The organism is Bradyrhizobium sp. Arg816 (genome assembly GCF_029989365.1).
Classification (GTDB): Bacteria; Pseudomonadota; Alphaproteobacteria; order Rhizobiales; family Xanthobacteraceae; genus Bradyrhizobium.
This window is the reverse complement of record NZ_JAPRAQ010000012.1, coordinates 172,926-196,778: the sequence shown is the minus strand read 5'-3', so window position 1 is coordinate 196,778 and position 23,853 is coordinate 172,926. Positions and strand designations below refer to the sequence as shown.

Here is a 23,853-nt window from a genome sequence, read left to right as displayed (position 1 = left end):
AGGGTCTAAAATCTCGCCGCAAACGAGACCTCATCCTGAGGGCCCGCCGTAGGCGGGCGTCTCGAAGGATGGCCGCGGGCGACCTAGTTGACCGACCGGATCAAGTTCTTGATCTTCTCGGCATGCGGGCCGAGCTCCTTGGCGAGCTTATCGAGATAGGGATCGGCGATCACCGTAAAACTCTTCTTGTCGACGTTGTCGACGACCTTCACGCCCATCTTCTTCAGCTTGTCGGCCGCGGTGCGCTCGAGGTCGAACGCTTTCGCGGGCTCTTTCGTGCTGACCTCGTTGGCCGCGGTCTGCACCCACTGCTTCTGCTCGGCCGACAGGCTCTGCCAGAGCTTGTCGGAGACGAACACCAGCGCGTTGTTGGCCTCGTGCTCGGTGATATTGAGGACCGGGGCGACCTCGTAGTGTTTGTTGACGAGGTAGACGTTGATGCTGTTCTCGGCGACGTCGACGACGCCGGTTTGCAAGCTCGTGTAGACGCTGCCGAACGGCATGTGCACGGTCTGGGCGCCGTAGGCCGGGAACATGGTGTCCTCGGTCGCGGTCGCCTGGACGCGGATCTTCAGCCCCTTGATGTCGCCGACATTGTGGATCTCCTTCTTGGAGTACATGTGGCGCACACCCTGCGAACCGGTCGCAATCACGTGCAGGCCCTGCGTGGTCTCGTCGATCAGGGTCTTGAGCGCTTCGAACACGCGGGGATCGGCCAGCCCCTTGATCACGTGGTTCTCGTCGCGGAACAGATAGTGCAGCGACATCACGCCGGCCTGCGGCGAGATCGTCGCGGTGTTGGCCGAGGAGATGATCGCGAATTCGATGTCGCCGGCCTTCACGAGCTGGAGCACCTGCGGCTCCTGCCCGAGCTGCGCACCCGGATACTGGTCGATGATCATGGTGCCCTTGCTCAATTCCTTGAGCTTGTCGGCAAAGAGGTCGCCCGCGATGGAATAGCCGGTGTTGCGCGGCTGATCATAGGCAAAGCGGTAATGCTTCACCTCCTGTGCCCCGGCCCCGGTGACGAAGAGTACGGCGGCCATGGCCACCAACCCATGTAAGAATCTTGGCATGGATCGTGCAATCATCGTTTCCCCCTGTTTTATCGCCCGCCGCTTGTACGGTCTGAGCGCTCGTTCGGGTGGCTCGTCACCCCTTCTCAGTCTGCTTCCCAGTCCTCTGCATGAAATCGAAGTCGCAGCCCTCGTCGGCCTGCATGATGGTCTCGTTGAACAGCCAGGCGTAGCCGCGCCGCGCCTCGTCGGGTGCTGCGGCCGGCTTCAATGCGGCGTGCCGGCGCTCCAGCTCGGCGGCATCGACCAGCAGCTCGATGCTGCGCTTGGCAACATCCAGCCGGATCATGTCGCCGTTCTTCACCAGCGCGAGCGGTCCGCCGACGGCTGACTCCGGCGTGATGTGAAGCACGATGGTGCCGAACGCGGTGCCGCTCATGCGCGCATCCGAAATGCGCACCATATCCTTGGTGCCGCCGCGCGCGAGCTTCTTCGGGATCGGCAGATAACCCGCCTCCGGCATGCCGGGCGCGCCCTTGGGGCCGGCGTTGCGCAGCACCAGCACGTCGTCGGAGTTCACGTCGAGATCGGGCTGGTCGACCCGCAAGGTCATGTCCTCGACGGATTCGAACACCACCGCGCGCCCGGTGTGCTGCAACAGCTTGGGGCTCGCGGCCGACTGCTTGATGACGGCACCGCGCGGGGCGAGATTGCCGTGCAGGACGGCAAGGCCGCCTTCCTTCTTGATCGGATTGTCGCGCGGACGGATCGCATCCTGGCCCGGCACGTCCTCCGCATTCGCGACGACATCGCGCAGCGTCTGGCCGCTGATGGTCTTCGCGTCGAGATCGACGAGATCGCCGAGCTGCGCCAGCAATTTCGGCACGCCACCGGCGTGGTGGAAATGCTCCATGTAATGTTCGCCCGACGGCTTGAGATCGACCAGCACCGGCACCTCGCGGCCGATCTGGTCGAACACTTCGAGATCGAGGCGGTGAGGCGAGCGGTGCGCCATTGCCGTCAAATGGATCAGGCCGTTGGTCGAGCCGCCGATCGCCTGGAGCACGACCTGCGCATTCCTGAACGACGCCGGCGTCAGCAATTCGCTCGGCTTCGGCCCCTTGGTCTTGGCCATTTCGGCCGCAACCCTGCCGCTCGCTTCGGCCAGGCGAAAGCGCTCGGCATGCGGCGCGGGAATGGTCGCGCTCATCGGCAGCGACAGGCCCATGGCTTCGATCATGCAGGCCATGGTCGAGGCCGTGCCCATCACCATGCAGGTGCCGACCGACGGCGCGAGGCGGCCATTGACCGCCTCGATCTCGGCATCGTCGATTTCACCGGCGCGATACTTGCCCCAGAGACGGCGGCAGTCGGTGCAGGCACCTAACACCTCACCCTTATGGTGGCCGACGACCATGGGACCGACGGGAATGACCACGGTCGGCAGGTCGGCGCTGATCGCGGCCATGACCTGCGCCGGAAGCGTCTTGTCGCAGCCGCCAATCACGATCACCGAATCCATCGGCTGAGCCCGGATCATCTCCTCGGTGTCCATCGCCATCAGATTGCGCAGATACATCGAGGTCGGATGCGCAAAGCTCTCGGCGATCGAGATGGTCGGGAACACGAACGGCATCGCGCCCGACAGCATCACGCCGCGCTTGGCCGCCTCGATGATCTGCGGAACGTTGCCGTGGCAGGGATTGTAGTCGCTGTAGGTGTTGGTGATGCCGACGATCGGGCGCTCCAGCGCGTCGTCGGAATAACCCATGGCCTTGATGAACGCCTTGCGCAGGAACAGCGAGAAGCCGGCATCGCCATAGCTCGTCAGCCCTTTACGCAAGCCACTCGTCATCATGCCACTCCATTCACGTTGCCATTGTCGTACAGCCTACCCCCTGATTGTCAATAAGATTGGTCTATATCGCCGCACCTTCTCGCCCCGAGCGCCGCTTGCGGCACAAATTATTGACAATCCGTCCCTTCCCTGCTCCACAAGGCGGACCGGCCGAAGCCGGAGGCTGAGGGCATGTCCGACATTCGCACCGCTGAGGCACTGCCGGTCCGGCGCGACGATCCGGACGATGTCGTCGCGCGGCTGGAAGAGGACATCATCTTCGGCCGCCTGCCGCCGGGCGCGCGCCTCACCGAGGACGCGCTGATGTCGCGCTACGGCACCTCCCGGCACTTCGTGCGGCAGGCCTTGGTGGATGCGGAGCGTCGCGGCATCGTCCGGCGCGAGAAGAACGTCGGCGCCACCGTGCGGTTCTACTCGGCCGAGGAAGTCCGGCAGATCTACGAGGTCCGCGAGATGCTGACGCGGCAGGCCGCGCTGATGATCCCCCTGCCCGCACCGCAAGCCCTGATCGACGAGCTGACCGCGCTGCAGCGGCAATATTGCGCGAAAGCCGATGTGCAGGATCTGCGCGGCATCCACGAGGCCAACGACGCCTTTCACCTCGCGCTGTTCTCGGCCTGCGGCAATCCCTATCTCGTCCGCTCGCTCCAGGACTACATGAGCCTGACGCTGCCGATGCGCGCGAAAAACCTCGCCGACCGCGATGGCCTCGCGCAATCGCGGCGCCAGCATGAGTTGATGATCGAGCTGTTGAAGGGCCGCGACAGCTGGGCGCTGGCGCAGCTGTGTGTCGATCACATGCAGTTCAGCAAGTCGGATTATCTGGCAAGGATTGCGGGAGAAGAGGCGCGACGGTAGGGCTTCGCTTCGACGTCTCAGGAACTCGCGACCGGCCGGCGCGCGACGAGGACTGTGCCGATGCATTGCAGCACGATTTCACGCTTTTGATTGCGGAGATGAATCTGGTTGCGGACGACACCCCTGTCGGAATGCGACTTGGTTTCGCGCTTCTCTAGGATCGTCACCTCAAGACCAAGCTCGTCTCCCGGGCGCACCGGCGCGGGCAACCTGAGTTCATCAAAACCGAGCCCGGCCAGGACACGAAGCGAAAAGGGCTGTGTCTTGCTCAACAACGAAATGAGGATCGCGAAGGTGTGAGCACTTGATGCCGTCAGCCCCGCAAAGACCGAGCGCGCGGCAGCTTCCTCATCGACATGAAAGGGCTGCGGGTCGAACTTCCTGGCAAATTCGATGATTTCGTCCTTCGATACCTGATACGGGCCCGCCGTCCGCAATCTGCCGACCTCAGCCTCGTCGAAATACAGGATGGCCATCAACGCCTCCCACGTGCTGGCTGGATGTGATGCAACCCTACCCGTCCCGCCGCTCAAGGTCTGCAGATGGCGCGGTTCGGCGCTACCGCATACGCACGTTCAGTACCGCCTCAGCAAACCGCGATCCACGCTGGCATCGCCGTAGTCAGCACAGGCCCTTTTCGGGTCCCTGATCAAGTCCGCCCGGACGCGCCTGAACGTTTTGCCGGCCGCCTCACGCACCTCGGGGCGGAACTTGCCGGGATCGTAGCTCTCGCCGCCGCGAGCCTTGATGGCGGCGGCATAGGCGTCGATCATGGCCATCGCCGCCTCAGGGCTGCCGAGAAGCCGGGCGCCGAGTTGAACGCCGCCGGCACCATCGACCTCGTAACCGTCGCATCGCTGCTCCAGCACCACGGATGCGGTGACGAGCTGGTCGAGAAACGTCGCCTCGGCGTCGCTGAGGGCTGCGGCTCGCGCCGGTCCTGATACGATCATCGCGAGCATCGCGACGGCAGGCAGTTTGAATTTCTTGCGCAACCGGATCATGCGGGCCGATCAGGCGCGACGACCCATGACAAGCCCGTACACGAAGAGGAGAATGATGGCTCCGACGATGCTCCCGATGAAGCCGGCGCCCTCCCCGAAATGATACCATCCCACGGCTTGACCGAGCCAGGTCGCAACGAACGCGCCGACAATTCCCAGAACCGTCGTCAAGATGAACCCCTTGGGCTCGGACTTGTCGCCGGGCATGATGAACTTCGCAACCACTCCAACAATAAATCCGATGATAATCGTCCAAAGTATGCCCATGCCATCGCTCCATTTGGTCAGTTTGCACATCTACGTCTGAAGGCGTGATCGCTTGATGGGCCAGACGATCTCGGGAACGACGTTGATCTAGATCAATAGGCAGCAGCGGCCGAACCGAAGGCTGGCGCCTGCTCTTTCTTGTGTGGACGGTGCTCAACGAGCCGCGCAATGCGAAGCGGATCAATGCATGGCGATCATTGGCGAGATCACGCACACCACGACCTACCGCTATGCAAAGCCGGTGACCTTCGGCACGCACCGGGCGATGTTCCTGCCGCGGCGCGGCGCCTCGACCCGGCTGCTTCGCTGGTCCGCTTCGACCAGCCTGCCGTCAAAGGTGCGTTGGGTCACCGACTCCCGCTCCAATGCCGTCACGGTGATGGACTTCAGCGAACCCGGCAGCGAGCTGACCTTCACGTTCAGGGTTCGTGGCGTCTATTTCGGCATCAAGGGTCTGGAGACATTTCCGCTGGAGCCCCGGGCCGAGGAGGTCCCCGTGCAGTACACCCCGGACGAATGGACCGACCTTGCCGGTTACCTGCGCCCGCATACCGACGATGCAGACGGCAGTCATGCGGCGTGGACCAAGAGCTTCGTTGCCGGCGATCAGGATCGGACCGCCGACGTGCTGCGCCGAATGCTCGGCAAGTTTCGCAGCGACTTCAGCTATCGCGGCAGAGATGCCGAAGGCACACAGACACCCGGCGAAACGCTGCGCACGAAATCGGGCACCTGCCGGGACTTCGCCTGGCTGATGATCGAGACGTTGCGCCGGCTCGGCTTCGCCGCTCGCTTCGTCAGCGGTTATCTCTATGACGCGGCGCTCGATGGCGGCGCCGTGGGCATGACCGGCTCGGGCGCGACCCACGCATGGGTGCAGGTATTCCTGCCCGGCGCCGGCTGGCTGGATTACGATCCGACCAACAGTTTGAGCGCCGGCTTCGACCTCATTCCGGTGGCGATCGCGCGGCATCCGGGCCAGGCCGTGCCGCTGACTGGCTCGTGGTTCGGCGATCCCGGCGATTACCAGGGCATGTCGATCAATGTCGCCGTCAACAAGATCGGCGAAATGCTCGATCCTTCGGAAGCATAGGCTACCGAGATGCGCGGCGGTCGCTGACCATGGCATTTTATCGCAACAGTACGAAGGGACATGGGCCGCTCGACGCCGTCGCCGTCCCATTTGAGGCCCTGAAGGGCAGCGGCCGCCTGATCACCGTCGTCATCATGATCTTTGGCGTGACCCTTTTCCTGAATCTCGCCAAGGCACTGCTCGCGCACCGTATTGAACATTCCCGATGAAGGCATGGACTAGGCTGCGTGCCGGCGCGCGTGCCGCGTAGAGGCCCCCTCACCTCATCACTATAGAGAGGGGGCATGGCATTTCAGCGCTTATTCCAATCAATGATCCGGCTCGCGTCGCCGTCGAACTCGTTGCTGCAGAACGCGCCGCCCTGATAGTGGTCGCCGACCGGATCCGGCTTCAGCTTGGCCTGCTCGGCCATGGCGTGCTCGCGGAAATCCTCGGCGCGCCCTGTCGGGCGATAGCCGAATTCGTAGGCGCGGTGGTTGTCCCACCAGGCGCGCTCGTTGAGGGAGGCGCCGTAGAAGACCTCGAAATGAATGTCGGGATGTTCGAGCCCGATGCGGCAGAGCTGCACGAGGTCGTCGGGCTTCAGCCAGATCGAGAGCCGGCGCTGGTCGAGCGGCATGTCGCCGAAATTGCCGATGCGCAGGCAGGTCACCTTCAGGCTATGCTTGTCGGCGTAGAGCGCACCGACGGCCTCGCCGAACACCTTGCTGACGCCATAACGGCCGTCGGGGCGCGGGGTGACGTCGGTCCCGATCTTGTGGTGGCGGGGATAGAAGCCGACGGCGTGGTTGGACGAGGCGAACACCACGCGCTTGACACCCTTGCGGTAGGCGGCCTCGAACAGATTGTAGCCGCCGATGATGTTGGCCTGGAGGATCTGGTCCCAGGTGCCTTCGACCGAATAGCCGCCGAAATGGATGATGCCGTCGACGCCCTCGCAGATCGCCTCGCACTGCGCGAGATCGGCGAGATCCGCCGCCTTGAATTGTTCGTTCGCACCGAGATCGGCGGGCGGCTTGATGTCGGAGAGCAGGAGATCCGGATAGATCGGCGGCAGCAGCTTTCGCAGGCTCGTGCCGATTCCGCCCGAAGCTCCCGTCATCAAAATACGCGGCATGTCTTCCCTCGCCCGTGGTGACCGATTTGCGGCCGTAGATAACTGATGCTAGCAGACTTGGACAGAGGGAACGCAACAAAGAGACCTGCACATGAACGATGCATCGTCCCACACTCAAGGCTGGCGGCCGGCGACCTATTACCCCGATCCGGCGATAAAAGCACTGGACCCCCGCTTCGAAAAATACTGGCTGAAGCTGTCGGCGGTGGAGCGGCTGGCGACCGGCCTGCGCTGGGCCGAGGGGCCCGTGTGGTTCGGCGACGGCCGCTATCTCTTGTGCAGCGACATTCCGAACCAGCGCATCATCAAATGGGAGGAGGAGACCGGAACCGTCTCGGTTTTCCGAAAGCCCTCGAATTTCGCCAATGGCAACACCAGGGATCGTCAGGGCCGGCTCGTCACCTGCGAGCATGGCGGGCGGCGCGTGGTGCGCACCGAATATGACGGCAGCATCAGCGTGCTGATGGATTCCTTTAATGGCAAGCGGCTGAACTCGCCGAACGACGTCGTGGTGAAGTCCGACGGCTCGATCTGGTTCACCGATCCGACCTTCGGCCTGCTCGGCAATTACGAAGGCTACAAGGCGGAGCCCGAGATCGAGCCGAACGTCTATCGGCTCGATCCCGCGACCGGCAAGGCGACCATCGTTGCCGAGGGCGTGCTCGGTCCGAACGGGCTGTGCTTCTCGCCCGACGAGAAGATCCTGTATGTCGTGGAATCGCGCGGCGTGCCGAACCGAAAGATCCTCGCCTATGACGTCTCGCTTGACGGCACCACGATCTCCAACAAGCGCGTCCACATCGATGCCGGCCCGGGCACACCGGACGGCATGCGCTGCGACATCGACGGCAATCTCTGGTGCGGCTGGGGCATGGGCGATCCCGAGCTCGACGGCGTCGTGGTGTTCGCGCCCGACGGCGTCATGATCGGCCGCATCGCGCTGCCCGAGCGCTGCGCCAATCTCTGCTTCGGCGGCGTCAAGCGCAACCGCCTGTTCATGGCGGCGAGCCAGTCGATCTACGCGCTGTATGTGAACACGCAGGGTGCGGTCGGCGGCTAGCGCTGCACTCGTAGGGTGGGCAAAGCGAAGCGTGCCCACCACTCCTCGTTCGTCGCGCAATGGTGGGCACGTCGCTTCGCTCCTTCGCCCACCCTACGAAGGAGCCGTGTAGCCCGGATGGAGCGAAGCGCAATCCGGGGACCGGTCCCGCATTACGCTTCGCTCCATGCGGGCTACAAAAAAACGCCGGAGCGGTCTCCCGCTCCGGCGCGTTGTTCGTTCAGGCGAAAAACTTACGCCGCGTTGAAGCCGGCGACCGCCTTCACTTCGAGGAAGTCCTCGAGGCCGTACTTGCCCCACTCGCGGCCGTTGCCCGACTGCTTGTAGCCGCCGAACGGCGCGGTGCGGTCGTTGGGCACGCCCTGGAGGTTGACGTTGCCGGCGCGGATCTGCCGGCCGACGCGCTTGGCGTCCTCGACCGAAGCACCCGTAACGTAACCAGCAAGGCCATACGGCGTGTCGTTGGCGATCTGCACGGCCTCAGACTCGTCCTTGGCGCCGATGATGGTCAGCACCGGTCCGAAGATTTCTTCACGGGCGATCGTCATGTCGGGGGTGACGTCGGCGAAGATGGTCGGACGGACGTAGAAGCCCTTGTTGACGCCCTCGGGCAGGCCCGGGCCGCCGGCGACGAGCGTTGCGCCCTCGTCGATGCCCTTCTTGATCAACCCCTGGATCTTGTCCCACTGGCCGCGGTTGACCACGGGGCCGATCGTGGTGCCGTCGGCGCGCGGATCGCCCGCCTTGGTCTTGTCGGCGACAGCCTTCGCGATCGCGGCGACGTCCTTCATCTTCGACAGCGGCACGATCATGCGCGAGGGCGCGTTGCAGGACTGGCCGGAATTGTTGAACATGTGCATCACGCCGCCGGTCACCGCCTTCTGCAGGTCGGCACCTTCGAGGATCACGTTCGGCGACTTGCCGCCGAGCTCCTGGCTGACGCGCTTCACGGTCGGCGCGGCGCGCTTGGCCACGTCGATGCCGGCGCGGGTCGAGCCGGTGAACGAGATCATGTCGATGTCGGGGTGCTCGCTCATGGCGGCCCCGACCTCGGGGCCGAGGCCGTTGACGAGGTTGAACACGCCCTTCGGCACGCCGGCTTCGTGGAGGATTTCCGCGAAGATCAAAGCCGAGGTCGGGGTGAACTCCGACGGCTTCAGGATCATGGTGCAGCCGGCGGCGAGCGCGGGCGCGACCTTGCAGGCGATCTGGTTCAGCGGCCAGTTCCAGGGCGTGATCATGCCGACCACGCCGATCGGCTCACGCAGCACCATGGCGGTGCCGACCGGTTCCTCGAAATGGTAGTTCTTGAGCACGTCGAGCGTGGTCATGAGGTGGCCGAGGCCGGCGCCGGCCTGGAGCTTCTCCGCCATCGGCAGCGGCGCGCCCATCTCGTCGGAGACGGCGGCGCCGATCTCCTTGAGGCGGCCCTTGTAGATCTCGATGACTTTCGTGAGCAGCGCGACGCGCTCCTCGCGGCTGGTCTGGGAGAAGGTTGCAAAGGCGCGCTTGGCAGCAGTGACGGCCTTGTCGACGTCAGCCTTGGAGCCCAGCGCAACCTCGTACATCGCCTCTTCCGTCGCGGGATTGACCACGGCGGTGGACTTCTTGACGGCGGGATCGACCCAGGCGCCGTCGATGTAGAATTGCATGCGATTGACCATCGTTAACCTCTTCTTGGGGGCTTGGAGGGGGCGTTTCGGCAGGCATCCTTGCACGAAAGCGCCGGCAATTGAACCCGCCATATGCGGGGCCAGCGTTGCGGCGGACGGAGGATATATGAGCCGATGGCGGGAACGAGGCAAGGTGGCCCCGCCGTCATTCCGGGGCGCGCATTATCCCGTGGAATGACGGCCGGGTTACTTCAGCTACACCGCCATCTTCCGGTGCAGCACCGGCGCGCCGGTGGTGAGGCTTTCCGCCGCATCGATGATCGCATTCGCATCAATGCCGTAATGGCGGTAGAGGTCCGCGATGGTGCCGGTCTGGCCGAACTGCTCGACGCCGAGCGCCTCGACGCGATGACCGCGGACGCTGCCGAGCCAGCCGAGCGCGGAGGGATGGCCGTCGATCACGGTCACGATGCCGCAGTCGCGCGGCAGCGGTGCGAGCAGCTTTTCGATGTGGCTGAGATGCTGCACACCCCGCCGATCACGCCGCAATTTCCGCGCCGCGGTCCAACCTGCATGCAGACGATCCGCCGAGGTGATCGCGAGCAGGCCGATGTCGCGGCGGCTCTCGCCGATGAAGCCGGTCGCCTCGATCGCTTCGGGCGCGACCGCGCCGGTATAGGCGATCACGAGTTCGGCATTGGGCCCCGGCTTGCGCAGCCAATAGGCGCCGTCGGTGATGCCCTGCGCAAGCTCCGGCGTCATGATCCGCTGCGCCTGCTCGATGCTGCGCGTCGAGAGCCGCAAATAGACCGAGCCGCCCTCGCCCGGATCGCGCTGCATGTGATTGAAGCCCCAAGCCATGATCACGGCGAGCTCGTCGACGAAGGCCGGCTCGAACGAGGCGAGCCCGTCCTGCGCCATGCCGATCAACGGCGTCGCGATCGACTGGTGCGCGCCGCCTTCAGGCGCGAGCGTGATGCCTGACGGCGTCGCCGCCACCATGAAGCGCGCATCCTGGTAGCAGGCATAGTTCAGCGCATCGAGGCCGCGCTCGATGAAGGGATCGTAGAGCGTGCCGACCGGCAACAGCCGCTCGCCATTGATCTGGTGCGACAGGCCGAGCGCTGAGAGCATGATGAACAGGTTCATCTCGGCGATGCCGAGCTCGAGATGCTGGCCCTTGGGAGAGAAGTCCCAATTGAACGTGGAGGGAATTTTCTCGCTGCGGAATAAGTCCGCCCTCTCGCCGCGCGCGAACAGGCCGCGCCGGTTCACCCACGGACCGAGATTGGTCGAGACCGTGACGTCGGGCGAGGTCGTGACGATGCGTCTGGCCAGCTCGCTGTCGTCGCGCGCGATCTCGTTCAGCACGAGGCCAAAGCCCTGCTGGGTCGACATCTGCGGCGACGGCTTGAACGCGAGCTGCTGGGGCACCTCGATAACAGGCGCGGTCAGCCGGCGGCCGTCCTGGTTGAACGGCACGCGCGCGAGGAAGGCGTCGAGCTCGGCGGCGTCCTGCGCGAGGCCCTCGTACTTGTCCCATTCGTGGCCCGGACGGATGTTCTGGCTCTCGCGATATTTCTCCATCTGCGTGACCGTCATCAGGCCGGCGTGGTTGTCCTTGTGGCCCTGGAAGGGCAGGCCGACGCCCTTGATGGTGTAGGCGATGAAGCAGACCGGGCGATCGTGATCGATCGACTCGAACGCCTCCAGCATGCTCGCCATGTCGTGGCCGCCGAGGTTCGACATCAGCGCCAGCAGTTCCTCGTCGCTGCGCTTGTCGATCAGCTTGGTGATCGGGCCCTGGTCGCCGATCTCGTCGTGCAGATGCTTGCGGAAGGCGGCACCGCCCTGGAAGCATAGCGCCGCGTAGAGCGCGTTCGGGCAATTGTCGATCCAAGCTTTAAGCGCCTCGCCGCCGGGCTCGGCAAAGGCTTCACGCATCAGGCGGCCGTATTTCACGATCACCACGTCCCAGCCGAAATTGCGGAACATGGTCTCGAACTTTTCCCAGAGCCCTTCGCGCACGACGGCGTCGAGCGACTGGCGGTTGTAGTCGACCACCCACCAGGTGTTGCGCAGGCCGTGCTTCCAGCCTTCGGCGAGCGCTTCGAAAATGTTGCCCTCATCCATCTCGGCATCGCCGACCAGGGCAATCATCCGCCCTTCGCGGCGGTCCTTCATCCAGCCATGCGCCTTGACATAGTCCTGCACCAGCGAGGCAAACAACGTCTGCGCGACGCCGAGGCCGACGGAACCGGTGGAGAAATCGACGTCGTCGACATCCTTGGTGCGCGAGGGATAGGACTGCGCGCCCTTGAACCCGCGAAAGTTCTCCAGCTTCTCGCGCGTCTGCCGGCCGAACAGGTACTGGATGGCGTGGAACACCGGGCTCGCATGCGGCTTCACCGCGACGCGATCCTCAGGGCGCAGCACGCTGAAATACAGCGCCGACATGATCGTCGCGAGCGAGGCGGACGAGGCCTGGTGTCCCCCGACCTTGAGCCCGTCCGCATTGGCGCGGATGTGGTTGGCGTGGTGGATGGTCCATGACGACAGCCACAGCGCCTTGCGGGCCAATGCAGTCAATGTGTCCAGACGGGCGGTATCAACGGGCATGACAATGGCTCCCGGAAACAGGTTCCACGATGATACGCCTGCGGGCGGCGCCAAACTTCTCAATTTTTCGCGCCATACCTCCAAATATTGGGATACTTTACCAATGAAACACCACATCAGACAGGTTTCATTCCAATGCCCGACCTCGACGCCATCGACCGGAAAATCCTCGCTTTGCTCCAGAACGACAGCCGGCTGACCATGCAGGAACTGGCCGACAAGGTCGGGCTCTCGGTGTCGCCCTGCCATCGCCGGGTCAAGCTGCTGGAGGAGCGCGGGGTCATCAGCCGCTACATTGCGACCGTCGACCAGAAGGCGCTGGGGCTGCACGTCAGCGTCTTCATCTCGATCAAGCTGGCGCGGCAGAAGGAAGAGGATCTCAACCGATTTGCGCGCGCGATCTCGAAATGGGACGAGGTGCTGGAGTGCTACCTGATGACCGGCAACCGCGACTATCTCCTGCGCGTCGTCGCGGCCGACCTCGCCTCCTACGAGACCTTCCTGAAGACCAAGCTGACCCGGCTCGACGGCATTGCCTCGATCGAATCGAGCTTCGCGCTCAGCCAGGTCAAATATTCGATCGCCCTGCCGGTCTGACGGCCCCGCCGGGCAATTTCGGAACCGGTGTCACATGGGCGCAATAAACCCCGCCGATGGTCACGGGCGACAGGCACCCTGCCGAAAGAAGGACCCATGACCGCATCCGATCGCACCCCTGAAATGGCCAAACGCGAGCGCATCATCCGGGAAATGACCGACGATCTCGACGAAGAGCTGGAGATGGAGCTCGATGACAGCAGGCTCGACGAGCTGCTGGACGAGACGGACGCGCTCCGCCCGACGGTGGACCGCAGGCTGTATTTCCGGGAATTGCTCCGCCTCCAGGGCGAGCTGGTCAAGCTCCAGGACTGGGTGCAGAGCGAGAAGAAGAAGGTCGTCGTGCTGTTCGAGGGCCGCGACTCCGCCGGCAAGGGCGGCGTCATCAAGCGCATCACCCAGCGCCTCAATCCCCGCATCTGCCGTGTCGCGGCGCTCCCCGCCCCGAGCGAGCGCGAGCGCACGCAATGGTATTTCCAACGCTACGTGGCGCATTTGCCGGCCGGCGGCGAAATGGTGCTGTTCGACCGCAGCTGGTACAACCGTGCCGGCGTCGAGCGCGTGATGGGCTTCTGCACCGACGAGCAATACCAGGAGTTTTTCAAGACGGTGCCGGAGTTCGAGCGGATGCTGATCCGTTCCGGCATCAATCTCGTCAAATACTGGTTCTCCATCACCGACGACGAGCAGCAGTTCCGCTTCAGCATGCGTATCAGGGATCCGCTGAAGCAGTGGAAGCTGAGCCCGATGGACGTCGAGGCGCGCAGCCGCTGGGAGGCGTACACCAAGGCCAAGGAGACGATGCTGGAGCACACGCATCTGCCGGACTCGCCGTGGTGGATCGTCGACGCCGTCGACAAGAAGCGCGCCCGCCTCAATTGCATCGCGCATCTCCTCAGCCAGATGCCGTACCAGGAGGTCGCGCGCGTGCCCGTAGTGCTGCCGCCGCGCGTGCGCAACCCCGACTATCACCGCGGCCCGATTCCGCCGGAGATGTACGTGCCTTCGAAATACTGACGGCACCCGCCGCGCCTGCCGTCGGGCGAGCTTGCCGATGAGGAAAGCGAGATGCCCGTGCCGAGCGATCTGAGCGTGAGGAGAGACACGTCGTCTCGCCGCCGCAATCGCTTTGGCCCGTGGCTCGCGCTCGCAAGCGTGCTCTCGGTGCTCACGGTCGCTCTGGCCCTCGCCTATTGCGTCTGGCAGCCGGCGACGCTGCGCATCGCGGTCGGGCCGGCCGGCAGTGACGACCAGGCGCTGATTGCGGCGGTGGCGAAGGCGTTCGACGCCAGGGGTGGCGCGGTGCGGCTCGTACCGATCGGGACCGACGGCACGCTACAAAGCCTCAATCTGCTCGGCGCCGGCAAGGCCGACCTTGCGGTGGCTCGCGGCGACCTCGCCATGCCGGCCGACACCAATTCGGTGGCGATCCTGCGGCGAAATTTCGTGGTGTTGTGGGCGCCAGCGGCGCGCAAGGGCGCCGCCAGGAAGATCATGGAGATCGCCTCCCTCACGGGGCGCCGCATCGGTGTCGTCGGCCTTGGCGATGCCAATCTCAATCTGCTCCGTGTCATCCTCGCCGAGTCAGGCGTCAACCCGCAGAAGGTCACGATCGCACAGTTCAGTATCGACCGCATCTCCGAGATGACCCAGGACTCGACGCTCGACGCCTTCATGATGGTGGGCGCACTCGACGACAAGGCGATCGCAACCACGATCGCCACCACCGCGCGCCTGCGTGGCGAGCCCAAGTTCCTGTCCGTCGACGTCTCCGACGCCATCGCCGAGCGGCATCCGCTCTACGAATCCGAGGAAATTCCCGCGAGCGCATTTTCCACGACGCCGCAGCGGCCGGACGACAAGATCGACACCATCGCCGTCAATCATCTGATCGTCGCGCCCGCTTCATTGTCCGAGGACACGGTCGCTACCTTCACCCGCGAGCTGTTTACGGTCCGTCAGTCGCTCGTGAAGGACTTGCCCGGCGCCAGTCACATTCAGAAGCCTGACACCGACAAGGACGCCGCGCTGCCGGCGCATCCGGGAGCCGCCGCCTTTATCGACGGCAACGAACGCACCTTCATGGACAAATACAGCGACTACATCTGGGGCGTGGTGCTGCTGCTCTCCGGCCTCGGCTCGGTCGCCGCATGGCTGCGGCATTATCTGCGGCGCGAGGAGCGCAGCGAGAACGCGCTGCATCGCGACCGCCTGCTCAACGCGATCTCCAGCGCGCGCGAGGCGACGTCGCTCGACGATCTCGCGGCAATGCAGAGCGCAGCCGACGACATCCTGCGCGAGACGCTGGCCTGTCACGAGGACGGCGCCATCGAAGACGGCGACCTCACCGCCTTCGGTCTCGTGCTGGCGCAATTCCACCAGGCGATCGTCGATCGCCGTGCCGTGATCGCCCAGATGAGCGATGCCGACGTCGCCGCGAAACCCGATGGCGGCGTGCTTCAGCCGTTCCCTATTTCCACGGCTGCACGATGATCTTGGTGTGCGCCTCAGGATTGGCGAGATCAGCGAACGCCTTTGCGACGCCGTCAAGGCCGACCTCGGCGGTGACCATCGCGGCCGCATCCACCTGCCCTTCCGCGATCAGGCGCAGTGATGCCGCGAACTCCTCGGGCGTGTAGCCGAGCACATATTGGACGTTGAGCTCCTTCATGATGCCGAGCATGGGTTCGCTCTTGTCGGTCTCCATGCAGACACCGACCACCACGATGCGCGCATCACGCGGGGCGCCCTCGAACACCTGCTGCAACAGGCCGGGCACGCCGACGCATTCGAAGATGATTGCGGGCTTCAGTGCCGGCAGCATGGCCTGCAACGGCGGCCGAACCGCCTTCTCGGCCTCCGACATCTGCGCGTGCTCGGCCCAAGTCGCGTAGGGCTGCGTCACCTTGGGATCGACGACGATATCGGCCCCCAGCTTTGCGGCCAGCGCACGCCGCGCCGGCGAATAGTCGGCCGCGACGATCGGATGCAGGCCCTTGATCCTCAGCGCGGCGATCACCGCGAGGCCGACCGGGCCGCAACCGATCACGAGCGGCACCTCGCCGCCCCGGATATTGGCTTTCGCCACGGCATGGACGCCGACGGCGAGCGGCTCGGTCAGCGCCGCATGTTCCGGCGCGAGACCGTTCCGCACTTCGAGCAACAGCGGCTCGCTCAAAATCATCTGCTCCGCATAGCCGCCGACAAGATCGTTGGAATAGCCGATCCCCTTGATGCCCTCCGCCGTCACCAGCGCGGGCAGCGAGCAGACATGCGTCCCCGGCTTGAGCTTGCGTTCGGTGCCGGGGCCGCAATCGACGATCTCGCAGCAGAACTCGTGGCCGAACACGACGTCGCGCGACAGGTCCATCGGTGTGCGCCCGGTCTTCCTTGCCATCTCCACCATGCGGGGCGCGTGCTGGCGCGCGTGCAGGTCGGAGCCACAGATGCCGCAGGCGAGCGTCCTGACCAGCACCTGGCCGGGGCCCGGCTTCGGTTCGGCCATTCGGTCGACGACAATCTCACCGTTCCTGAAAATCGCAGCGCGCATCCGGCTCCTCCCGTGTTGTTGGCGCCGTTGATAGCACGAAGCGCGACGCGCGAACTTGCGTCAGGGGTTCGGGGAACGCTCTTCCAACACCAGCAGCTGGGCGCGGCGGATGCGCTCGCGATGGGCGATGTAGAGACCGCTGGCGACGATGAAGGCAGCACCAGTGACGGTCCAGACGTCAGGCAGTTCGCCGAACAGGAAGAAGCCCAGAATGCTGACCCACAGCAACTGCGTGTAGGAGAACGGTGCCAGCACCGAGGCATCGCCGTAGCGATAGGCCAGCACGATGATCCACTGGCCCACGGTGGACGCGACGCCGATCACGATGCCGAGCCCGATCGCGGTCCAGCTCGGCGTCACCCAGACGAACGGCACCATCAGGCTGAGGATCGCGACGCCCGTGAGCGCCGAATAGGCCATGGTGGTGAGGACGGCTTCGCGCCCGCTCATCATGCGCGTCAGGATCAGCGCAGCGGCCCAGCAGAATGCCGAGATGATCGGGAAGAACGCGGCGGCGTGAAACGCATTGGAGCCCGGACGCAGGATGATCATCACGCCGATGAGACCGATCGCGGTCGCGATCCAGCGGCGCATGCCGACCTTCTCGCTCAGGAAGATGATCGACAGCGCGGTGACGAACAGCGGCGAGACGAAGCCGGTGGCCGAGGCTTCCGCGATGGGGAGGAAACGGAGACCGGTGATGAAGAACAGCGAGGAGCCGAGCAGCGCGATGCCGCGCATCAGCTGCAGGCCGAGGCGATCGGTGCGCATCGCATGCAGCGGCGAGCCCGGCAGCATCACCGGCGTGAACATCAGCGCGAACGTGACGAAGCGGATCCAGGTGATCTCGATCGACGGCAGGCTCGTCGACAGGTATTTTGCGGTGACGTCGGAGCAGCCGAGGAACACCGTCGACAGCAGCACCAGCGCGATGCCCTTGAAGGGATGATCGACGCGCGCAGGCGCGCGGCGAGCCTCCTGCTTCTTCTCCGGCACGGGCATGGGAATACTGTCGAGCCTTGCGGCTACGGCGGGCGGCGGTGTCACGGCTGGAACCTGGGAAAACGACGATTCGGGAACGATCGTAAAAAACGACAAATGCGCTGCTTTCACAACTTCCGAAAACAGGATGCCGATATGCGCTGACGACCCCGCGCGTCAATACTCCATTAATAATAGGCGCTTGTGCACTACAGCATGGGCAGGCTGCGCGGCTTCGGACCGCGCGGAAACGCCGCATCGAGCGCCGAAATCTCTTCTTTCGTCAGCACGAGATCGCCCGCCGCCGCATTCTCGCCGGCATGTTCCGCGGACGAGGCCTTCGGGATCGCGAACACCGTAGTCGCACGGGTGAGGAAGCTCAGCGCGACCTGACGCGGTGTCACACGACGCGCCTCCGCGATGCGTGCCAGCACCGCACCTCCCTTGCTGTTGCTTGCGGGAAAATCGTCGTGGCCGAACGGAGAGTATGCGACGACAGCGACGCCATGTTTCTCGCACCACGGGATCACCGCATGCTCGATCGCGCGCTCCTTCAGATGATAGAGCACCTGATTGCAGGCGATGCGGCCTTCGCCGGAGACGTCGAGAATCTCGTCGAGATCGTCGGCGTCGAAATTGGAGACGCCCCAGGATTTGATCTTGCCGGCCTTCACCAACTCCTCGAATGCGGCGACCGTGTCTTCGAGCGGATAGGAACCGCGCCAGTGCAGCAGATAGCAGTCGAGACGATCGGTCTTCAGCCGCTTCAGAGAGCGCTCACAGGCCGTGATGGTGCCGCCGCGCGAGGCGTTGCTCGGCAGCACCTTTGAAACCAGGAACACTTCATCGCGGCGGCCTGCGATTGCATCCGCGATAACGAGCTCGGCATCGCCGTACATCTCGGCGGTGTCGATGTGGGTCATGCCGAGATCGAGCCCGCGCTGAAGCGCCGCGACCGCGCGCTTGCGGTCGCCGTGGTCGAGATACCAGGTGCCCTGCCCGATGACAGAGACGTTGGCGCCGGTCTTGCCGAAGGGTTTCGTGTTCATGTTCGTTCCTTCAGATGCTCTATAGGCCACTGATATCCGCGACCAGCACGCTGCCGGTCCCGGACTCCGTGATATAGAGCCGATCTTTCTTGACGCCACCGATGGCGACATTGGTGCAGCTCGGACCCGCGCACGACTTGATCTGCGCGATCAACTCCCCGTTCGGTGCGAACACGAAGACGTGGCCGAGCGAGGCGTGGCCGACGAACAGGCGACCGGCCGCGTCCATGGTCATGCCATCAGGTCCGCTGGTGCCGAACAGCGAGCAGAAGCGGCCGACCTTCGACACGCTGCCGTCCTTCATGAACGGCAACCGCCACACCGCGTTGTCGCGCGTCATGGCGACGAACAGCACGGTTTCGCTGGGGTCGAGCACCAGGCCGTTCGGGCTGATGCCGGTGTCGAGCAGGCAATCGAGCCGGCCGCTCGGCGTCAGGCGATAGACACGACCGCTTGCGTCGTGCAGGCCGGTCTGGCCCTGATCGGTGAACAAGATGTCTCCGTTGGAGGCGAGATGCAGATCGTTGCAGCCACGGAACGATTCTGAATTGCGCGCGGTCAGGATGGGCCTGATGCGCCCTGCCCCGGCGTCGAGCTCCATGATGCCGTGCATATAGTCGGCCACGAGGATGCGGCCGTCGGTGGCAATCTTCAATCCGTTCGGCCAACCGTCGTACTCGATCACGAGCGACCACGCGCCATCAGGCGCGATGCGGAAGATGCGGCCGAAGGGAATGTCGACGATATAGAGGTTGCCGTCTTTGTCGAACGACGGCCCTTCGATGAAACTATCGGTCGGCACACCCGGCCGGTTGGCCTCGGCCCAATCGGTCCGCACGCCCTTGCGGCGGAATTGGTCGGGCATGGCGGAGAAGATCTTGGTTTCGATCAAGCGCGGCGGCGTTTCCAGGTACATCATGATTGTTGTGATTGTTGACTTTGCGTGAGATGGACGGAGTGGGCGTCAGCATAAGGCACAACGCGGCGGCCGTCGATTGGCACCGACGTCAAGGCTGCGCGACCGCCCCACGCACTTTTGCAGATGTACTTCAAATGAATTCGTGACTGCAATGCGCGCAGCTCCGCCCAAGCCGCTCCAATGAGCAACCCGTGGGATCAGGCCGGTGACTTGCGATTGCAGCTCTCTTCGCCGACAGGCAGCTCGACCGACGGTCCGTCAACAGCGACGAACGACCATTTGTAACCGTCGCGATAAAGGGTGAGCTTCAGAAAGCCCCTGCTCTTGTTGGCAAAGCGCTCGCTCAGTGGATGCTTGATGTATGTTGAGTACAGCGTCGCACCGCCGGTGCCGACCACAAACGGCCGCACGCCTTTCGCCTCATCCCGCTTCCCGGCACCATCGACCTTCGGAAACTGCTCCAAGTGATGGTCGTGACCGGATACCAGGACGGTAGCGCCTTGCGCATAGAGGATGGGCATCAGCTTCGCTATCGGCGTGTAGGCTTCGCCCTGCCCGTGCTCGCCTGAACTGATGAAGAAAGGATGCGTAAAAACCAAAACGCATCGTGCCGTCGATGCCGAGAGTTGCTCCTTAAGCCATGTCTTCGAATCGACGTCGCTGCCGTAGAAATTCAACCCGGCAAGCAGCCACCCCTCCTTGTCGGGAAAGCGCGTGGCGAAGCTGAGCCTCTTGTCTTGCGGTCCAGATGAAATGCCCGTCGCACTCTTCAATTCGGCGATGCGCTGTCCGAAATAGTCCCGATAGTGCTTTGCCGGCGTAAGCTTCTTGTTGGGTGTAATATCGTCGGAATAGTCATGGTTGCCGGGTACGGGAAAGATGCGATCCTTGTGCACGCCCCATGTCGCGGCGAATTTGTCGAAGCAAGGCCCATACGTCCCCGGCTGCGGCTTCTGGTTTCTATAATTCGCATAGGCCAGATCGCCCAGAGCCAGAATGCCAACCGGAACCTGGTTGGCGGCGTCGATCTCTTTCTGGATCTGCGCCGCCACCTCCGCATGTTTGTTTCCGGTCTGGTGGCAACCGGTGATATCGCCTGCGGCCAACAGGATTCCAATCGGCTCTCCACTCGGACTCTCGGCCCGGCAGACTGTGACACCCGCAGCGGTGAGCATCGACAGGAGCAACGCGCCGACCGGAAGCGCCCGAATACAGCGACGCGAGTGGTTCGAGAGAGCATCCGCAATCTGTCGAAGCATCATCATCTCCAATAGCTCGATGTCTCGCCCGGCAATTCGGGCCCATCTTAAATTCATTCGTGAAAATCGCTCTCAAGTTGAGCCGCATCTTATCAAGTTGCAAGAAAAGAGAGCAGGCGGCGAGCCCGTGCGGGTGCGTCAGAATGTAACACAACCCATGGATGAAACCACAATGACAAGAGAGCTCGTAGCCCGGATGGAGCGAAGCGTAATCCGGGTTCTCGCCACGCGGCACGGAGAGAGGTCCCGGATTTCGCTTCGCTCCATCCGGGCTACAAGAGCGGGAGCACCTACCCCGCCGCGACCTTCGCCTGCTTCGCCGGAGCGACCTCCGTCGTCGCAATGAGCCGCTTCAGCTCGGGGATACATGACCCGCAATTGGTGCCGGCCTTCAGCTTGGCGCCGATCTCGGCCGCCGTGCGCGCGCCGCCGGCGATGGTGTCGCAGATGGTGCCGCGGCCGACGCCGAAGCAGGCGCAGACGATGGGGCCGGTCGAGGCCGCGCCCTCCGTCGATTTGCCTGACAGCAGCATGCGGCGCTGCTCGTCGGTGACGTGATCGGCCACGAACAGACTCTTCACCACCTCCCAGTCGCCGGCATCATGCGCGGGGCCGACGAACAGGCAGGTCTCGATGCGGTCGCCCGCGAACGAGGCCGCGCGATAAACGCCGCCACCGAAATCGCGATAGTCGGCGACGTCCTCGCCCGCGACGCCGTCGAGCCAGGCCGGCCAGCGCGACAGATCCGCATTGTCGGCGAAGAGATAGCCGAAGCCGCCCGTAACCGTGACACGAGTCCACATCAGGTTCGGCGGCAGATTGAGCTGATCGCGCGACAGCGCAAAGCCGCGGAAGACGTATTCATAAGGCGAGATCGCCGCCGGCGTGGCTTTCGACTCCGGCTGGCCCGAGAACGGATCGGTGAAGGGCTGCACGAGCGCCCCGACGCGGCCGTGCGAGGCGTTCATCGCGCTCCAGTGGATCGGCGCGAACACGGTGCCGCGCTGCTGACGGTCGCTGACGACGACTTTCAGGATGCACTGGCCGTAATCGGTGGTGATGCGGGCGTAGCCGTCATGCAAGATGCCGTATTTGCTGGCATCATCAGGGTGGATCTCGACGAACGGTTCCGGCAGATGCGCGCCGAGACGCTGGCTGAGCCCCGTGCGCGTCATGGTGTGCCACTGGTCGCGGATGCGCCCGGTGTTGAGCCGCAGCGGGCGCGACGGGCCGGTCTCGCCGCGCAGTGACGGCACCTCCGGCGCGACGAAGCGGCCTTTGCCGTCATTGGTGAAGAAGCCGCCGCTCGCGAAGAAGCGCTCGCTCGACGCCTGCCCCTCGCGCACCGGCCACTGAACCGGCTTCAACGCATCGAACGCCTCATCGGACAGCGAGGTGAGCCCGCTGATGTCGAAATCGCGGCTGCCATCGTTCTCGAACGCCGAGAGCGCGGCATGCTCGCGAAAAATGTCGGCGGCGGATTTGTAACTAAAACTGTCGCCGAAGCCGAGACGCTTTGCGGTCTCGCTCAGAATCCACCAGTCCGGCCGTGCCTCGCCCGGCGCCGGCAGGAACGAGCGCTGGCGCGAGATGCGGCGTTCGGAGTTGGTCACCGTGCCGGACTTCTCGCCCCAGGCCAGCGCCGGCAGCAACACGTGCGGGCCAGCCTCGACCGTGTCATTGGACAGCACGTTCTCGGAAACGACGAACAGCTCGAGCTTCTTCAGCGCTTCGCGTACGAAATCCGCATCGGGAAGCGACACCGCCGGGTTGGTGCCCATCACCCACAGCGCCTTGACCTCGCCGCGGTTGATGGCCTCGAACAGCTGCACCGCCTTCAGTCCTTCATGGGTGGCGATGCGCGGCGCCTTCCAGAACCGCCTGACACGATCGATGTCCGGCGGGGTGAAGTTCATATGCGCGGCGAGCTGGTTGGCGAGGCCGCCGACCTCGCGGCCGCCCATCGCGTTGGGCTGACCGGTGAGCGAGAGCGGCGCGGCGCCCGGCTTGCCGATGCGCCCCGTGGCGAGATGGCAGTTCAGGATCGCGTTGACCTTGTCGGTGCCCTGCGCCGACTGGTTGACGCCCTGCGAATAGAGCGTGACGACCCGCTCGGTGTCGCGGAACATCTTGAAGAAGGCGGCGACGTCCTGTTCGGACAAGCCTGTCGCAAGCGCGGTCGCGGTGACACTGCCGGCGATGTTGCGCGCGCGCGCCAGCGCGTCATCGAAGCCCGACGTGTTCTGCGCAATGTAATCCTGGTCGAGCGCGCCATTGTCGGCGAGATGGACGAACAGGCCGGAGAACAGCGCGGTGTCGGTACCGGGCTTGAGACCGAGGAACAGATCGACGTCACTGGCCGTGTCGGTACGGCGCGGATCGATCACGATCATGCGCGCGCCACGTTCCTGCCGGTTCTTCAGCATGCGCTGGAACAGCACGGGATGGCACCAGGCCGCGTTCGAGCCGACGAAGACGAGGAGGTCAGCCTGGTCGAGATCCTCGTAGCAGCCGGGCACGGTGTCGGCACCGAAGGCGCGGCGATGGCCGGCGACCGAGGACGACATACAAAGCCGCGAATTGGTGTCGACATTGGCCGTGCCGACAAAGCCCTTCATCAGCTTGTTGGCGACGTAATAGTCCTCGGTCAGGAGCTGGCCCGAGAGATAGAACGCGACCGCGTCGGCACCGTCGCGCGCGATGATGTGTTGCATGCGATGGGCGACGTGGTCGAGTGCATCGCTCCAGGCGACGCGCTCCAGCACGCCCTTGCAGCGGATCATCGGATAGAGCAGCCGGCTCTCCAGTCCGACGGTCTCGCCGAGCGCCGAGCCCTTCGAGCACAGCCGGCCGAAATTGGCGGGATGATCCGGGTCGCCCGCGATCGCCGCCCCGCCCTTGCCATCGGGCGTCGCCAGCACGCCGCAGCCGACGCCGCAATAGGGACAGGTCGTCTTGGTGGCGCGGAGCGTGGGATCGATCGCCGTCATATC

General features: G+C 64.3%; 21 protein-coding genes. 7 read left to right on the top strand and 14 right to left on the bottom strand.

From position 1 onward, the window contains the following. Window positions 1-83: 83 nt before the first annotated feature. The gene (locus tag OWC48_RS27680) at window positions 84-1,091 is read right to left on the bottom strand and encodes a TRAP transporter substrate-binding protein (RefSeq protein WP_282522810.1); all 1,008 of its coding nucleotides are present in this window, start codon (window positions 1,089-1,091) and stop codon (window positions 84-86) included. A gap of 61 nt (window positions 1,092-1,152) precedes the next feature. After that, window positions 1,153-2,871 carry an IlvD/Edd family dehydratase gene (locus OWC48_RS27675; RefSeq protein WP_282522809.1) on the bottom strand — a complete coding sequence of 573 codons (1,719 nt, stop codon included), beginning with the start codon at window positions 2,869-2,871 and terminating at the stop codon, window positions 1,153-1,155. Between the two features lie 174 nt (window positions 2,872-3,045). On the opposite strand from OWC48_RS27675, the gene OWC48_RS27670 reads away from it, so the two are divergent. Then, window positions 3,046-3,732, top strand: coding sequence for a GntR family transcriptional regulator (locus OWC48_RS27670; RefSeq protein WP_282522808.1), 687 nt, complete (start codon window positions 3,046-3,048; stop codon window positions 3,730-3,732). A gap of 17 nt (window positions 3,733-3,749) precedes the next feature. Here the strand turns inward: OWC48_RS27670 and OWC48_RS27665 are convergent, their stop codons facing one another. From OWC48_RS27665 to OWC48_RS27655, 3 genes are all read right to left on the bottom strand, one after another. Next, window positions 3,750-4,208, bottom strand: a complete 459-nt coding sequence (locus OWC48_RS27665) for a MaoC/PaaZ C-terminal domain-containing protein (RefSeq protein ID WP_282522807.1) — start codon at window positions 4,206-4,208, stop codon at window positions 3,750-3,752. Between the two features lie 99 nt (window positions 4,209-4,307). After that, entirely contained in the window at window positions 4,308-4,736 is a 429-nt protein-coding gene (locus OWC48_RS27660) for a hypothetical protein (RefSeq protein WP_282522806.1), read from the bottom strand. Window positions 4,737-4,745: 9 nt separating this feature from the next. Continuing rightward, on the bottom strand, window positions 4,746-5,003 hold the full coding sequence (locus OWC48_RS27655; protein WP_282522842.1) for a GlsB/YeaQ/YmgE family stress response membrane protein: 258 nt from the start codon (window positions 5,001-5,003) through the stop codon (window positions 4,746-4,748). Between the two features lie 187 nt (window positions 5,004-5,190). On the opposite strand from OWC48_RS27655, the gene OWC48_RS27650 reads away from it, so the two are divergent. Together OWC48_RS27650 and OWC48_RS27645 are read left to right on the top strand one after the other, a co-directional pair. After that, on the top strand, window positions 5,191-6,096 hold the full coding sequence (locus OWC48_RS27650) for a transglutaminase family protein (RefSeq protein ID WP_282522805.1): 906 nt from the start codon (window positions 5,191-5,193) through the stop codon (window positions 6,094-6,096). 29 nt (window positions 6,097-6,125) lie between these two features. Continuing rightward, on the top strand, window positions 6,126-6,305 hold the full coding sequence (locus OWC48_RS27645; RefSeq protein WP_282522844.1) for a hypothetical protein: 180 nt from the start codon (window positions 6,126-6,128) through the stop codon (window positions 6,303-6,305). Between the two features lie 83 nt (window positions 6,306-6,388). Here the strand turns inward: OWC48_RS27645 and OWC48_RS27640 are convergent, their stop codons facing one another. After that, on the bottom strand, window positions 6,389-7,213 hold the full coding sequence (locus OWC48_RS27640) for an NAD(P)-dependent oxidoreductase (RefSeq protein ID WP_282522804.1): 825 nt from the start codon (window positions 7,211-7,213) through the stop codon (window positions 6,389-6,391). A gap of 91 nt (window positions 7,214-7,304) precedes the next feature. On the opposite strand from OWC48_RS27640, the gene OWC48_RS27635 reads away from it, so the two are divergent. Next, window positions 7,305-8,273: an SMP-30/gluconolactonase/LRE family protein gene (locus OWC48_RS27635; protein ID WP_282522803.1), complete on the top strand. Its 969-nt coding sequence runs from the start codon at window positions 7,305-7,307 to the stop codon at window positions 8,271-8,273. A 233-nt stretch (window positions 8,274-8,506) separates the two neighbouring features. Here OWC48_RS27635 and OWC48_RS27630 read toward each other — a convergent pair whose 3' ends face one another. Further along, complete coding sequence (locus OWC48_RS27630) at window positions 8,507-9,937, bottom strand: aldehyde dehydrogenase family protein (RefSeq protein ID WP_282522802.1); 1,431 nt, start codon at window positions 9,935-9,937, stop codon at window positions 8,507-8,509. A gap of 204 nt (window positions 9,938-10,141) precedes the next feature. Then, entirely contained in the window at window positions 10,142-12,505 is a 2,364-nt protein-coding gene (locus OWC48_RS27625; RefSeq protein ID WP_282522801.1) for a transketolase, read from the bottom strand. Between the two features lie 135 nt (window positions 12,506-12,640). On the opposite strand from OWC48_RS27625, the gene OWC48_RS27620 reads away from it, so the two are divergent. From OWC48_RS27620 to OWC48_RS27610, 3 genes are all read left to right on the top strand, one after another. Continuing rightward, the gene (locus OWC48_RS27620; RefSeq protein ID WP_014497003.1) at window positions 12,641-13,102 is read left to right on the top strand and encodes an Lrp/AsnC family transcriptional regulator; all 462 of its coding nucleotides are present in this window, start codon (window positions 12,641-12,643) and stop codon (window positions 13,100-13,102) included. A gap of 96 nt (window positions 13,103-13,198) precedes the next feature. Next, window positions 13,199-14,119, top strand: a complete 921-nt coding sequence (ppk2, locus tag OWC48_RS27615; RefSeq protein WP_282522800.1) for a polyphosphate kinase 2 — start codon at window positions 13,199-13,201, stop codon at window positions 14,117-14,119. Window positions 14,120-14,170: 51 nt separating this feature from the next. Next, window positions 14,171-15,595, top strand: coding sequence for a TAXI family TRAP transporter solute-binding subunit (locus OWC48_RS27610; RefSeq protein WP_282522799.1), 1,425 nt, complete (start codon window positions 14,171-14,173; stop codon window positions 15,593-15,595). Here OWC48_RS27610 and OWC48_RS27605 read toward each other — a convergent pair. The 6 genes from OWC48_RS27605 to OWC48_RS27580 all read right to left on the bottom strand — a co-directional run bounded on the left by OWC48_RS27605 (window position 15,573) and on the right by OWC48_RS27580 (window position 23,850). Beyond that, the gene (locus OWC48_RS27605; RefSeq protein WP_282522798.1) at window positions 15,573-16,652 is read right to left on the bottom strand and encodes a zinc-binding dehydrogenase; all 1,080 of its coding nucleotides are present in this window, start codon (window positions 16,650-16,652) and stop codon (window positions 15,573-15,575) included. The two genes, OWC48_RS27610 and OWC48_RS27605, sit on opposite strands and share 23 nt — an antisense overlap. A 60-nt stretch (window positions 16,653-16,712) precedes the next feature. After that, window positions 16,713-17,654 carry a DMT family transporter gene (locus OWC48_RS27600; RefSeq protein ID WP_282522841.1) on the bottom strand — a complete coding sequence of 314 codons (942 nt, stop codon included), beginning with the start codon at window positions 17,652-17,654 and terminating at the stop codon, window positions 16,713-16,715. Window positions 17,655-17,842: 188 nt separating this feature from the next. Beyond that, complete coding sequence (locus OWC48_RS27595) at window positions 17,843-18,682, bottom strand: aldo/keto reductase (protein WP_282522797.1); 840 nt, start codon at window positions 18,680-18,682, stop codon at window positions 17,843-17,845. 19 nt (window positions 18,683-18,701) lie between these two features. Then, entirely contained in the window at window positions 18,702-19,598 is an 897-nt protein-coding gene (locus OWC48_RS27590) for an SMP-30/gluconolactonase/LRE family protein (protein ID WP_282522840.1), read from the bottom strand. A 200-nt stretch (window positions 19,599-19,798) separates the two neighbouring features. Further along, the gene (locus OWC48_RS27585) at window positions 19,799-20,860 is read right to left on the bottom strand and encodes a metallophosphoesterase (RefSeq protein WP_282522796.1); all 1,062 of its coding nucleotides are present in this window, start codon (window positions 20,858-20,860) and stop codon (window positions 19,799-19,801) included. A gap of 290 nt (window positions 20,861-21,150) precedes the next feature. Continuing rightward, a complete protein-coding gene (locus tag OWC48_RS27580) occupies window positions 21,151-23,850 on the bottom strand; it encodes a nitrate reductase (protein ID WP_282522795.1) in 2,700 nt (899 codons plus the stop codon). Window positions 23,851-23,853 lie beyond the last annotated feature (3 nt).

Excerpts from the sequence above, each read along its gene's own strand:
- OWC48_RS27580 (WP_282522795.1), bottom strand. The coding sequence starts at position 23,850 with ATGACGGCGATCGATCCCACGCTCCGCGCCACCAAGACGACCTGTCCC.
- OWC48_RS27635 (WP_282522803.1), top strand. The coding sequence starts at position 7,305 with ATGAACGATGCATCGTCCCACACTCAAGGCTGGCGGCCGGCGACCTAT.
- OWC48_RS27620 (WP_014497003.1), top strand. The coding sequence starts at position 12,641 with ATGCCCGACCTCGACGCCATCGACCGGAAAATCCTCGCTTTGCTCCAG.
- ppk2 (WP_282522800.1), top strand. The coding sequence starts at position 13,199 with ATGACCGCATCCGATCGCACCCCTGAAATGGCCAAACGCGAGCGCATC.
- OWC48_RS27660 (WP_282522806.1), bottom strand. The coding sequence starts at position 4,736 with ATGATCCGGTTGCGCAAGAAATTCAAACTGCCTGCCGTCGCGATGCTC.
- OWC48_RS27655 (WP_282522842.1), bottom strand. The coding sequence starts at position 5,003 with ATGGGCATACTTTGGACGATTATCATCGGATTTATTGTTGGAGTGGTT.
- OWC48_RS27640 (WP_282522804.1), bottom strand. The coding sequence starts at position 7,213 with ATGCCGCGTATTTTGATGACGGGAGCTTCGGGCGGAATCGGCACGAGC.
- OWC48_RS27650 (WP_282522805.1), top strand. The coding sequence starts at position 5,191 with ATGGCGATCATTGGCGAGATCACGCACACCACGACCTACCGCTATGCA.
- OWC48_RS27625 (WP_282522801.1), bottom strand. The coding sequence starts at position 12,505 with ATGCCCGTTGATACCGCCCGTCTGGACACATTGACTGCATTGGCCCGC.
- OWC48_RS27645 (WP_282522844.1), top strand. The coding sequence starts at position 6,126 with ATGGCATTTTATCGCAACAGTACGAAGGGACATGGGCCGCTCGACGCC.
- OWC48_RS27680 (WP_282522810.1), bottom strand. The coding sequence starts at position 1,091 with ATGATTGCACGATCCATGCCAAGATTCTTACATGGGTTGGTGGCCATG.
- OWC48_RS27585 (WP_282522796.1), bottom strand. The coding sequence starts at position 20,860 with ATGCTTCGACAGATTGCGGATGCTCTCTCGAACCACTCGCGTCGCTGT.
- OWC48_RS27675 (WP_282522809.1), bottom strand. The coding sequence starts at position 2,871 with ATGACGAGTGGCTTGCGTAAAGGGCTGACGAGCTATGGCGATGCCGGC.
- OWC48_RS27595 (WP_282522797.1), bottom strand. The coding sequence starts at position 18,682 with ATGAACACGAAACCCTTCGGCAAGACCGGCGCCAACGTCTCTGTCATC.
- OWC48_RS27670 (WP_282522808.1), top strand. The coding sequence starts at position 3,046 with ATGTCCGACATTCGCACCGCTGAGGCACTGCCGGTCCGGCGCGACGAT.
- OWC48_RS27630 (WP_282522802.1), bottom strand. The coding sequence starts at position 9,937 with ATGGTCAATCGCATGCAATTCTACATCGACGGCGCCTGGGTCGATCCC.
- OWC48_RS27665 (WP_282522807.1), bottom strand. The coding sequence starts at position 4,208 with ATGGCCATCCTGTATTTCGACGAGGCTGAGGTCGGCAGATTGCGGACG.
- OWC48_RS27610 (WP_282522799.1), top strand. The coding sequence starts at position 14,171 with ATGCCCGTGCCGAGCGATCTGAGCGTGAGGAGAGACACGTCGTCTCGC.
- OWC48_RS27600 (WP_282522841.1), bottom strand. The coding sequence starts at position 17,654 with ATGCCCGTGCCGGAGAAGAAGCAGGAGGCTCGCCGCGCGCCTGCGCGC.
- OWC48_RS27605 (WP_282522798.1), bottom strand. The coding sequence starts at position 16,652 with ATGCGCGCTGCGATTTTCAGGAACGGTGAGATTGTCGTCGACCGAATG.
- OWC48_RS27590 (WP_282522840.1), bottom strand. The coding sequence starts at position 19,598 with ATGTACCTGGAAACGCCGCCGCGCTTGATCGAAACCAAGATCTTCTCC.